Here is a 10,961-nt window from a genome sequence, read left to right as displayed (position 1 = left end):
GGCGATGCGCTGCAAGAGCCAGTTGTTCGACAGGCGCATCACCCCCACCACGATGCCCAGCAGCGTCGCCAGGACCACGCCGACGAGCGCCACGCGCAGGGTATTGACGATGCCGACCAGCAGCGCGCGCGCGTACGTGTCGTTGGTGTCGTAGGGGATCGGCGTCTCGGCGATGGGAATGCCCGCCCTCGAGCCCAGAAAGCCGAAGTCCGAAGGCAGGTTGGAGCGGCTCAAGGCCGAGGTGACGTTGCCGTAGAGGACGAAGACGCCAAAGGCCAGCACGGCGGCGAAGAGCAGCTGCAAGAGGAGGCCGATGGTCTTGACGTTGCGGTAGAAGGGAATGCGCGGCCCGCTGCGCTTGGCGCGTTTTGGGCGCATTATGCCTGCTCCCTTGCCCTACTTGTCCCCGCGCTACTCAAACATGCCTCCCCACAACGCTCGCCCTGCTGCCTCACCGTATAGCTTTAACCCGTATAGCTTTAACCCGTATAGCTTTAACCCGTATGGCTTTAACCCGTATGGCTCAACAATGACAGAAAATAGGGTCAGCCGTAGCTAAAGTTCAAGAATGGATATGAGAACAGGTGGTGGCGCGCGCCACCACCTGTTCTTGAAAGTCAGGCTTAGCGGAAGGGCATCCCGTAGATGAGGCCGCCTTCGGTGTAGAGGTTGTTGAGGCCTCTGGGCACGTCGAAGGGGGTGTCGGGGCCCAGGTTGCGGTTGTAGATCTCGCCGTAGTTGCCGACTGCCGCGATAGCCTGCCGAATACCGTCGGCGGGAATGCCTAGCGCCGAAACGGCTTCGCCTTCGGCGCCCAGGAGGCGGCGCACCGCGGGGTCTTCCGAGGTCTCGGCCATCTCTGCGACGTTCTCGGCGGTGATGCCGTACTCCTCGGCTTCCATCAGACCGAAGACGACCCACTTGACGACGTTGAACCAGGCGTCGTCGCCCTGCAAGACAGCGGGGCCCAAGGGCTCCTTGGAGATGACCGCGTCCAGAATCACGTGGTCGGCGGGGTTGCGCAAGGTGATCTGGCGGGAGACGAGGCCGGACACGTCCGTGGTCCAGCCGTCACAGGCGCCGTCGTCATAGGCGGCGGTGAGCTGGTCGGCGGTCTCGAAGATGACCGGGGTGTACTCGACGTCGGCGGCGCGCATGGTATCGGCAAGGTTGAGCTCGGTGGTGGTCCCCGACTGCACGCAGATGCTGCGGCCCTCGAAGTCCTCGAGGCTGGTGATGCCCGAGGTGCGCCGCGCCATGAAGCCCTGGCCGTCGTAGAAGGTGACGGCGGCGAAGTTGAGGCCGACGGTGGAGTCGCGGGTGCTCGTCCAGGTGGTGTTGCGGATGAGCACGTCCACCTCGCCGGTTTGCACGGCGGTGAAGCGCTCCTGGGCGGTCAGCGGGCGGAACTCGACGGCGCCCGCGTCGCCCAGAACGGCGGCGGCGATGGCGCGGCAGAAGTCCACGTCGAAACCGGAATACTCGCCGGCCTCATCGACGAAGCCGAAGCCGGGCAGGACGTTGTTCACCCCGCAGACGACACTGCCTCGCGACCTCACCTCATCGAGCAGCCCGGCCTGCGCCGCGGCAAAGCCGGATAAGAAAAGGCTCAGGGCGAGCAAAGCTAGTAACTTAGGCATTCTTTCTCCTCCGTGTTATGAAGTTTCCAGACAACTCATACTCTACCGTCCCGAACGCGGGCTTGTAAAGGCTCGAGCCCCGTTCATGAACAGGGCGTGATGAACAGGGCGTGATGAACAGTGAGCGGCAAACGTCTAGGCGCTCAGCGCCGACTTGGCCGCCTCTGCCGCTTCGTCCCTGGCGGCCTCTTCGCGCGCCTCGAGCTTGGCCTTGATGCGTTTCAGGACGGTGATCTCCTCGAGCGCGCGCTGATCAAGGACGCTGCGGATATCCTTGATCTGCCGCGCGATGCCGGGGATGACGAGCTGCTCGAGCGCGTTCACGCGCCGGCTGGTCTTCTTGATCTCCTCGCCGATGCGCCGCAGACGCGTCTCGGTGGCGGCCACCTTGATGAGCGCCTCGGAGAGGTCGCGGAAGCGGCCGGCGGCCTCCAGGGTGCGCGCGCCCGCGCCGATGGGTGAAAAGGGCAGCTCCTTGTCGAACTCGGGCGTCTGCACCTGGGGGATCTTGACGCCGAAGACGTTCTCGACGTTGACCTCGAGCTCCAAGCCCACCTTGCTGGCCAGGCTCAGGCTCTCGACGGACTCGGGGCCGTCCCAGGCCTTGGCCAGGAAGAGGCTGAAGTAGGCCTCTCTGCTCGTCTCGGTGAGCGCCTTGCGCGCCGCCAGGGACTCCTTGACGAGGCTGAAGAACTCGCCGATGAGCGCGTCGCGCTTGCGTTTCAAGAGGTCCGCGCCGCGGCCCGCGAGGCGCAACTGGTCGCGGCGCTGCAGCAGGTTCGAGCGAGTTGGAGCGACATTTTCTGCCATAGGTCTCCTTCGGAGAATTGAAGATTCAACATCGAGAATTGAAAAGGTTGCCTTGATTTTCAATGTTCAATCTTCAATTTTATCTTTTACATTCCCTTGCCCGCGCCCCACATCTCGTCCATCTTGGCGCCGTAGTGCTTGTCGATCTGGTCGCGGCTCAGGCGGGTCAGTTCCGACTGCGGCAGCTTGGAAAGAATGCTCCAGGCGATGTCCAGGGAGTCGTCGATGGAGCGGTCTTCGGCGCCCTGGTTGATAAAGCGCTTCTCGAAGTCGTCGGCGAAGCGCAAGTAGAGCTTGTCGTTTTCCGAGAGCGCGTCCTCGCCGGTGATGGCGACGAGGCGGCGCAGGTCGAGGCCGTTGGCGTAGCCCGCCTGCAGCTGATCGGCGACGTTCTTGTGGTCGGGACGGGTCTTGCCCTTGCCGATGCCGTTGTTCATCAGGCGCGAGAGGCTGGGACCGGGGTTGATGGGCGGGTAGTAGCCCTGAGTGTGCAGGGCGCGCGTCAGGTAGATCTGGCCCTCGGTGATGTAGCCCGTGAGGTCGGGGATGGGGTGGGTGACGTCGTCGTCGGGCATCGACAGGATCGGCAGCTGGGTTATAGAGCCCTTGCGGCCTTCCACCACACCGGCGCGTTCGTAAAGCGAGGCGAGGTCGGTATACATGTAGCCGGGGTAGCCGCGGCGGCCGGGGATCTCCTCGCGGGCACCGCCTATTTCGCGCAGCGCCTCGCAGTAGTTGGTCATGTCGGTGAGGATGACCAGGACGTGGTAGTCGTGCTCGAAGGCGAGGTACTCGGCGGCGGTCAGGGCCATTCTGGGAGTAAGGAGGCGCTCGACGGCGGGGTCGTCGGCCTTGTTCAGGAACAAGACCGAGCGAGCCAGGGCGCCGGTGCGCTCGAACTCCCGGGTGAAGAAGGTGACCTCGCGCTGGGTGACGCCCATGGCGCCGAAGACCACCGCGAACTCCGAGCCTTCGCCCAAGACCTTGGCCTGGCGGGCGATCTGCGCGGCGAGCTCATTGGCGGGCAGGCCCGAGCCCGAGAAGATGGGCAGCTTCTGGCCGCGCACCAGGGTTATAAGGGTGTCGATGGTCGAGATGCCCGTCTGGATGAACTCCTCGGGCTTTTGCCGGGCGACCGGGTTGATGGGTGCGCCGCCGATCGGCAGGCGCTTGTCGGCCACCACCGGGGGCAGGCCGTCGATGGGCGCGCCGATGCCGCTGAAGCGCCGGCCGATCATCTCGCGACTGACGCCCAAGCGGGCCACGTCCTCGACCAGCGAGACGGTGGTGGAGGATAAATCGATGCCCGACGTCTCCTCGAAGACCTGCAAGACGGTGTACTTGTCGGTCACCTCGATGACCTGACCGCCGCGCTCGCGGCCCGTCCCCGACTTGATGGTGACGATGGCGCCGTAGGCCAGGTCGGGGGCGTTCTCCAGGAACATCAGCGGCCCCGAGACATAGGAGACCTCGCTGTATTCTTTCTTGAGCAGATTGCTAGCCATGCGAACTCCTTTGAGCTGTTAGCTGTTAGCTGTTAGCTAAGTGCTAAAAGCTATTCCCTACGCGGCGACCTTAAAGGCCTCGTCTAGCTGGCGCATGACGTCCTTCTTGTAGGCCTCGAACTCGTCTTCGGGGACGTAGCGGGCACGGTTGATCTTTTCGATGACCGGGTCCTGGATAATGTCGTCTACGGTGGCGCCGGCCTCGAGCGCGCCGTTCGCCTGGTCGTTGAGTTTGAGGATCATCTGCAGCATGCCGTAGGCCTTGGCCATCGAGCAGCTTGCGTCGACGGGGTCGAAGCCGTTTTGCTGCAAAAAGTCCTGACGGAGGATGCGGCCGATCTCGATGACCATGCGCTCCTGGTCCTGGAGCGCGTCGGGACCGACGAGCTGGACGACCTCTTGCAGCTCGGCCTCGCGCTGGAGCAGCGACGAGGCGCGGTTGCGGGTTTCGGGAAAATCCTGGGCCACGTTCTCGCGGTACCAGGGCTCCAAGATGTCCGCGAAGAGCGTATAGGAGCGGTTCCAGTTGATGGCCGGGAAGTGGCGGCGACGCGCCAGGGCGGCGTCGAGCGCCCAGAAGCAGCCGGTGATGCGGAGCGTCGACTGGGTGACGGGCTCGGAAAAGTCGCCGCCGGCGGGCGAGACCGCGCCGATGATCGACACCGCGCCCTCCTCGCCGCCCTGGGTGATGACGCGGCCGCCGCGCTCGTAAAAGGCGGCGAGACGCGAGGCCAGATAGGGCGGATAACCCTCTTCGGCGGGCATCTCCTCGAGCCGAGAGGCTATTTCGCGCAGCGCCTCGGCCCAGCGGCTGGTCGAGTCGGCCATGATCGACACGCTGTAACCCTGGTCGCGGAAGTACTCGGCCAGGGTGATGCCGGTGTAGATCGAAGCCTCGCGCGCGGCCACCGGCATGTTCGAGGTGTTGGCGATCAAGACGGTGCGGTGCATCAGCGGGCCGCCGGTCTTGGGGTCCTCGAGCTCGGGGAATTCGACGAGCACGTCGGTCATCTCGTTGCCGCGCTCACCGCAGCCCACGTAGACCACGATGTCGGCGTTGCCGTACTTGGCGACCGACTGCTGGGTGACGGTCTTGCCACTTCCGAAGGGGCCGGGAATGGCGGCGGTGCCGCCCATGGTCAGCGGAAAGAGCACATCCAAAATGCGCATACCGGTCAGGAAGGGCGTGATGGGGTCGAGCTTTTTCTGCACCGGGCGGGGCTGGCGCACCGGCCAGGGGTGGTACATCTTGAGTTCGGTGCCGTCCTCGAGGGTGGCGATCACGTCCTCGAGGCCGTACTCGGCCTCTGGCTTGACGCTCTGGACGCGGCCCTTCACGTCCGGCGGCACCAGGATCTTGTGGGTAAAGGAAAACTCGGGCACGGTGCCCAGGACCGACCCGCCCGAGACCTCGTCGCCGACCTGGGCGACCGGCGTAAAGGCCCAGCGCGTCTCGCGCGACAGCGAGTTCACGTTGATGCCGCGCTCGATATAGGTGCCCGAGGCCTCCTTGATCTTGTCCAGCGGGCGCTGGATGCCGTCGAAGATGCCGTTCAGCATCCCCGGCCCGAGTTCCACGGCCAGGGGCAGGCCGGTCGAGACGACGGGCTCGCCGATGAGCAGACCGCCGGTGTCCTCGTAGACCTGCACGAAGGCGGTGGTGCCGTCGAGACGGATGATCTCGCCGACGAGCTGTTCCTTGCCCACCCGCACGATGTCGAACATGCGTGCGCCCATCATGCCTTCGGCGATGACGGCCGGGCCCGAAATCCTTTGAATCTTGCCTGCGATGGCCACAAAAACCTCCTTCAAAATTGAAAATTGAACATTAAAGATTTAAAATTTTGAATTTTGAATTTTCAATGTTCAATCCTCTCTACTCGAGCTTGATATCGAAGCCGATGGCGCTACGCACCAGCTCCTTCATGTAGGCCGTGGCGTCGCCCTCGTCGCCAAAGGCCGCCGACAGGCTCGGCATGCTCAAGATGACCGGCAGGTCGCGGCCGCGCATAGCGCGCTCGGCGGCACGGTTGGGGTCGGCGATGAGGCTCTCGTCAACGGCGACCAGGTTGTAGACACCCGACTCGATGATCTCCTCGAGCGCTGCCTGCGCGCTGTCCTGGTCGGCCTCGTGCACGTCTACCCCGGCCAGGCGAAAGCCTGTGGCCGTCTCCTGATCGGTCAAGACCAGCATTTTAGGCATGGCCCAACTCCCTCTCCAAGGCATCGTTCGGCACGCCGTAGAACTTGCCCCGCGCCAGGAGGCGCAGCCGCGCGGTCTCGGCCTCCTTGTGGTTCAAATAGTAGAGCACCACGCCGATATCCAAAGGGTCCGAGAGGTAGAGCTTGCGCGCGCTCCGCGCCAACAGCGCGGCGATGACGCGCTCGGCGTCGCCCAAACTGCCCGCCTCGCCTATTTCGGCGAAGCTCGTGCCGGAGAGCGACTGAAAAGCCGCCGGCGTGTCGTCGCTCAGCAGAGTTTCAAAGGTCTGACGGCTGATCTCGCGGCCCCCGGGAATGAAGAGTTCGCCTGTAGTCGCCGCGCCCGCGTCGGCGCCGCGGATCTTCAGGGCGGTGCGCAGATTGGTGGCGTCGATCTCGAGCCTCAAATACTGCATCAGCCCCTCGGGGTGCTCGGTCTCCTCGAGTTCCGTAAACAGCACCCTGAAGTAGGCGCGGTCGAGCGCGATCTCGAGCTTGTAGAGGTCGCCCTCGGACTGATAAGCGCGGGCCGCGCGGGCAAAGGCCGGCGCCAAGGGATGGCGGGTGATGGCAAGGGCCTGCGCCACCCCGGCGAGCTCGCTCTGCTCGGCTAAGTTGTCGAGCACGCCGGGCCTCAGTTCGCCCGCGGGCACGAGCGCCTGGCGAATGTCCTCGGCGTCCCGGCCGGCGTGACGAGCGCGAGCGATGGCCTTTAAGTTCTGCAGGTCGTAGCGCATGAGCAGGAACCTGATGAGGCGGCCGGGGTCGCCGTCGGCGAAACCGCGGATCTTTCTCGCCTCGCGGTGGAAGTTGCGCCCCAAGGCCTCGTCCACGGCGCGCAGGCCGCTGTGCCTGGCCTGCGCCTCCTCGACGTCTCGGGCATAGGGCGACTGCGCCAGGACGCTGGCAAAGGCGCCAAAGTCGCTGGTGGCGAGCGCCTCGCTGTAGAACTCGGGCCCGAGCAGCTTGGCTTTCATGCCGCGCACCCGGGCGTTGATGTAGCCGAAGTCGTCGACCATGTCAGCTCACCACGTCAGTTCAACTTGGGCGCGGTCACGGCGGAGGGCGCCTTGGAGGTGTCCGCGGAGGTGTCCGCCGCCGCGCCCGCGGAGGTGTCCGCAGCCGGACTCGAGCCCGCACCCAAGAGCAATTGCACCACTTCGCCGGCCACGCTCTGGCGCGCGCGCGCCAAGCGGTTGGGCAGGCTGTTCTCGACGCTGACGTTGGCGCCCCCCGCCTTCACCCTTACGCCGCCTGCTATGGCCGGGTCGGTCTTGATCTCTAGGTCGAGCCCCTTCTCCTTGATAAAGGCCTCAGCGAGCCGGCGGTCGGCGGGGTTGACGACGATCTGAGCGACCTGCGCGTTCCCCAGAGCCTCTATCGCTTCGGCGAGCACCTTGTCAAAGACCGGAGGGTAGCGCTTCGAATCCTTGATGAGCGCCGACACCCGCCTTTCGGTCTCGGCGAAGACGCGCTCGACCGCCTCATATTGGCTACGCAGCTTCAGGGAGGAAGCCTCGAGCTGCGCGGCACTCTTCGCGCGCACCAGCGAGGCCTCGTACTGCACCTGGGCGGCACGCGCCTTTTGGGCGAGGTGAGCGTCGGCCTTTTCCCTGGCCTCAGCGACGATCTCCGAGGCGCGATGTTTCGCCTCGGAGAGAATCGCCTCGATCTCAGCGCTCGCTTCTTGGTCAAGCAGAGCCGCGAGGTTTGCCATCTTAGGCCGCTGTGCCGAGGATCAAGAAGGCGATGACGAAGCCGAAGATGACGATGGTTTCGGGAAGCACCAGGTAGATGAGGATCTGACCGAAGGCCTGGGGGCGCTCGGCCAAGACACCCGCGCCGGCACGCCCGATGCCGGCCATACCGATGGCGGCGCCGATGGCGCTCAAGCCGATGGCCAGGCCCGCACCGAGAGCGATCAGGCCCAGATTGACGGTGGTATCGGCAGTGGCAGCGGTCGTCACGGCTTCTTGAGCGAAACCGAGACCAGCGACCAGAAGAGCGAGAACAACAAGAACCTTTTTCATTACTTTCCTCCCATAATACGAAACGGCCTGTAGGCGCGTCCGCTTTCGTCGTGAAAGCCAAACTTGGAAAAGAACTCTACGTATTGCAAACGCAAGGGCTGCATGGTGTAGGCGATGATTTTGATAGTGACGGCCAGCAGATTGATGAAGACGCCCACCAGAATGCCCAGGACGACCCCCAGCAGGTTGGGGATGGCGTCCGCGATGGCGAAGCCGAGCTGGGTGGCGAGCGCCGCGATGAGCGCCGCCGACAGGCCGACGGCGAAAATACGCAGGTAGCTCAAGATGTTGCCGCCGTTGGCGATGAGCTCGACGACCATGAGCGGCGCCCGGGTCACGAAGACCGAGACCACAAAGATGCCGAAGCCGAGCACGGTGACGGCGGTCATGAGCGGGGTGGTCTCACCGCTGATCAGCGAGGCGGCAAAGACAACGAGGCCGATCAAACCTGCCACCATGCCGATGCCTTCCCAGAAGTGCTTCATGTCGCGGTGCTTATAGCCGTAGTAGGCACGGATGCTCCAGCCGAAGAGGATCTGGATGATGCCGAGCGCCAGGGCGATCAGCATGACCGGCGCGAACTCCTCGACCCTGAAGAGCAGGATGGGAATCATGCCGTGATGGTCGCCGTGGTAGAAAACCGGATTGTCGCGCGGCCAGTACTCCAAGAAGGTCCCGAAGAACTCGCCGTAGATGAAGCCGAAGACAACCGTCCAGAAGGCCGCCCAGTTGATGATGGTGCCGACGCTTCTAAGGGGTTCGGGCAAGATGGTGATGCCGAGGACACCCAGGTTGAGCTCCCTGCCCCGGCTGGCGCGGGCGCGCAGGAGCACGCCGATAAGCAAGAAGATGAGGCCGAAGGCCATGTCGCCGACGATCATCCCGAAGATGAGCGGGAAGAACAGGGCCACCACCCAGGTCGGATCGAAGCCGCCGTACTTGGGCGGGTCGAAGACATTGAGGAGAATCTCGAAGGGCCTGACCAGCGGCGAGTTGTGGAGCTTGACCGGCACGCTGTGGTCGTGGTGCTCGTCGGCCGGGCGCGACGAGACGATGACGCCGTCGCCAAACTTCCTTTGTAGCGCGCTGGCGACCCGCTCGCCCTCCGTGCTCGGCACCCACCCCTGCAGAGCAAAGGAGTAAACACCCGCAGCCAAGTCCTCGAGCGTCTCGTAGCGCGCCCGCTGGTCGGTCGCCCGCGTCTGCAAGGTGACGCCGTTGGCGTGATGCTTGTCGGCTAGGGCGGCGAGTTCGTCGTCGATATCGGCCTTGCGCCGGGGCAGACTCTGGGCGCGCTCCTCCATGGTGTGCAGCGCCTTGGCGATGCCCAAGTGGGCGTAGCGGTCGGGCAGCCTTAGTTCGGCGATCCCCTGGCGGCTCAAGGTGGTGCGCAAGAGCTCGCGGTCGCGCTTCAACACCGCCACCAGCACCATCAAACCCTTGCCCTGGGCCTTGCTCGACAGCTCGAAGCGCCCCTCCAAGGCCTCGCCGAGTGCCTCCCGGACACGGCTCAGTTCTTCCTGGTTGGCCACGAAGAAGGTCGCGCCGTCGATATAGCGCCGGCCCTCGAGCTGCGCCAGGCTGAGCCCGATGCCCCTGAACAGCCGCAGGTAGTCGCCGATCACGTCGAGTTCATCGGAGATATCGACGCGCTCGGCGACGAGGGCGTCGACCTTCTCGCCGAGCTCACGAAGGTAAAGGTCGATGTCAGCGGCATCCCGCGGCAACTCCACCTTGCCGGTCGCGTTCGCGTCCGGCGTGGGCAAGGCGGTCAAGAGCGTCCTGGTCCGGGCGAGCACCGCGTCCCAACTCTCCTTTTCCTGGCGATCGGTTTCGCTCAGGCGAAAACGTTCCAGAGGAACGTTGTCCAGGGGATCGACGTGAACGGCGCCCAGGTCCTGGAGACTCGTCAACACCTCCTGCACCCGCTTTTTGCGGCCGACCACCAGGATCTGATCCATGGCCGCGATCACGGCACGACACGCTCCATCACCCGCACCACCGCCGCCTCGAAACGGCTGTCCATGCCCGCCCTGGCCTCATCCACTTCGGCCCGAACGGCCTCGAGCACAGCCCGGTGCGAAGCCTCGGCCTCGGCCCTGCTCCTGGCCTGCTGCTCTTCGGCGCGCCGCGCCGCTTCGGCCTCGGCCTCGGCCATGATCCGAGCAGCCTCCCGCTGGGCCTGGGCGACGATCTCGGTGGCGTCCCGCTTGGCCTCTTCCACTTTGCTGACCAGCGCCTTTTCGTGCTCGACCAGGTCGTGTAGGAGTTTGTCACTGTGAGCTTCCAATCGGCCCTCCCTTCACCTCGCAGCCACTACAAAATCCGCCGACGTCGCAGCGGGCTTTGTTCTATGGAGGCATAAAAAAACGCGAGCCCTGTGGCCGTCGGCCCATCGCGCTTGGCACCGGCTAGCATAACAATAGCCTCGAGGAGTGTCAACGCGCCTGGTCTCAGGCCTTGGCGAGTGTATCCTCTTCGCAGGAATGATTCGAGGACGTTTGTCCCAGCCCGCAGGTCCGTACAGGCCGCTTCCTAGGTCTGTTGACATTGCGAATAGTCGGCGTTAAAGATTTGCTGTAGCGACGTGCAAACGGGTATTTATCAGACCCAAGCGCAGCGACAAGCGGGACGCTCGAAAGGTTAACGTCGTAGAAGTAGAATCTCGACGTGGCATCTGTGAAAGGTCACCACAACCTAGTGGTCCGTCAGCCTTCTTTTGATGGGTCGTTGCGTTCACGAAGTATCCCGATTCGCGCAGCACTCCGCAGGAA

Annotated in this window: 11 protein-coding genes; all 11 read right to left on the bottom strand. The window is 64.2% G+C overall.

Translation table 11 applies throughout. From position 1 onward, the window contains the following. The coding region (locus M3498_04670; GenBank protein MDQ3458590.1) for a polar amino acid ABC transporter permease at positions 1 to 378 on the bottom strand (378 nt) is incomplete at its 3' end. Between the two features lie 245 nt (positions 379 to 623). Further along, entirely contained in the window at positions 624 to 1,640 is a 1,017-nt protein-coding gene (locus M3498_04665) for an amino acid ABC transporter substrate-binding protein (protein MDQ3458589.1), read from the bottom strand. A gap of 135 nt (positions 1,641 to 1,775) precedes the next feature. Continuing rightward, complete coding sequence (locus M3498_04660; protein MDQ3458588.1) at positions 1,776 to 2,450, bottom strand: V-type ATP synthase subunit D; 675 nt, start codon at positions 2,448 to 2,450, stop codon at positions 1,776 to 1,778. 86 nt (positions 2,451 to 2,536) lie between these two features. Further along, the gene (locus tag M3498_04655; protein ID MDQ3458587.1) at positions 2,537 to 3,955 is read right to left on the bottom strand and encodes a V-type ATP synthase subunit B; all 1,419 of its coding nucleotides are present in this window, start codon (positions 3,953 to 3,955) and stop codon (positions 2,537 to 2,539) included. Between the two features lie 57 nt (positions 3,956 to 4,012). Then, a complete protein-coding gene (locus M3498_04650; GenBank protein ID MDQ3458586.1) occupies positions 4,013 to 5,695 on the bottom strand; it encodes a V-type ATP synthase subunit A in 1,683 nt (560 codons plus the stop codon). Positions 5,696 to 5,831: 136 nt separating this feature from the next. Further along, the gene (locus M3498_04645; protein MDQ3458585.1) at positions 5,832 to 6,149 is read right to left on the bottom strand and encodes a V-type ATP synthase subunit F; all 318 of its coding nucleotides are present in this window, start codon (positions 6,147 to 6,149) and stop codon (positions 5,832 to 5,834) included. Position 6,150: 1 nt separating this feature from the next. Continuing rightward, positions 6,151 to 7,176 carry a V-type ATPase subunit gene (locus M3498_04640; GenBank protein ID MDQ3458584.1) on the bottom strand — a complete coding sequence of 342 codons (1,026 nt, stop codon included), beginning with the start codon at positions 7,174 to 7,176 and terminating at the stop codon, positions 6,151 to 6,153. A 14-nt stretch (positions 7,177 to 7,190) separates the two neighbouring features. After that, on the bottom strand, positions 7,191 to 7,874 hold the full coding sequence (locus M3498_04635) for a V-type ATP synthase subunit E (protein MDQ3458583.1): 684 nt from the start codon (positions 7,872 to 7,874) through the stop codon (positions 7,191 to 7,193). 1 nt (position 7,875) lies between these two features. Next, the gene (locus tag M3498_04630; protein MDQ3458582.1) at positions 7,876 to 8,187 is read right to left on the bottom strand and encodes a V-type ATP synthase subunit K; all 312 of its coding nucleotides are present in this window, start codon (positions 8,185 to 8,187) and stop codon (positions 7,876 to 7,878) included. After that, the gene (locus M3498_04625) at positions 8,187 to 10,160 is read right to left on the bottom strand and encodes a V-type ATP synthase subunit I (protein ID MDQ3458581.1); all 1,974 of its coding nucleotides are present in this window, start codon (positions 10,158 to 10,160) and stop codon (positions 8,187 to 8,189) included. The genes M3498_04630 and M3498_04625 overlap by 1 nt, the downstream gene beginning before the upstream one ends. Further along, positions 10,157 to 10,477 (bottom strand): hypothetical protein, encoded by a 321-nt coding sequence (locus tag M3498_04620; protein MDQ3458580.1) that lies wholly within the window; start codon positions 10,475 to 10,477, stop codon positions 10,157 to 10,159. Before M3498_04620 ends, M3498_04625 begins: the two co-directional genes overlap by 4 nt. Between the last annotated feature and the right edge of the window lie 484 nt (positions 10,478 to 10,961).

This window comes from Deinococcota bacterium, assembly GCA_030858465.1.
In the GTDB taxonomy this organism is placed as follows: Bacteria; Deinococcota; Deinococci; order Deinococcales; family Trueperaceae; genus JALZLY01.
This window is presented reverse-complemented; position numbering and strand designations above follow the sequence as displayed.

What these genes read in the sequence shown, in the direction of transcription:
- M3498_04665 (MDQ3458589.1), bottom strand. Translation starts at nt 1,640, where the DNA reads ATGCCTAAGTTACTAGCTTTGCTCGCCCTGAGCCTTTTCTTATCCGGC.
- M3498_04660 (MDQ3458588.1), bottom strand. Translation starts at nt 2,450, where the DNA reads ATGGCAGAAAATGTCGCTCCAACTCGCTCGAACCTGCTGCAGCGCCGC.
- M3498_04655 (MDQ3458587.1), bottom strand. Translation starts at nt 3,955, where the DNA reads ATGGCTAGCAATCTGCTCAAGAAAGAATACAGCGAGGTCTCCTATGTC.
- M3498_04650 (MDQ3458586.1), bottom strand. Translation starts at nt 5,695, where the DNA reads ATGATGGGCGCACGCATGTTCGACATCGTGCGGGTGGGCAAGGAACAG.
- M3498_04645 (MDQ3458585.1), bottom strand. Translation starts at nt 6,149, where the DNA reads ATGCTGGTCTTGACCGATCAGGAGACGGCCACAGGCTTTCGCCTGGCC.
- M3498_04640 (MDQ3458584.1), bottom strand. Translation starts at nt 7,176, where the DNA reads ATGGTCGACGACTTCGGCTACATCAACGCCCGGGTGCGCGGCATGAAA.
- M3498_04635 (MDQ3458583.1), bottom strand. Translation starts at nt 7,874, where the DNA reads ATGGCAAACCTCGCGGCTCTGCTTGACCAAGAAGCGAGCGCTGAGATC.
- M3498_04630 (MDQ3458582.1), bottom strand. Translation starts at nt 8,187, where the DNA reads ATGAAAAAGGTTCTTGTTGTTCTCGCTCTTCTGGTCGCTGGTCTCGGT.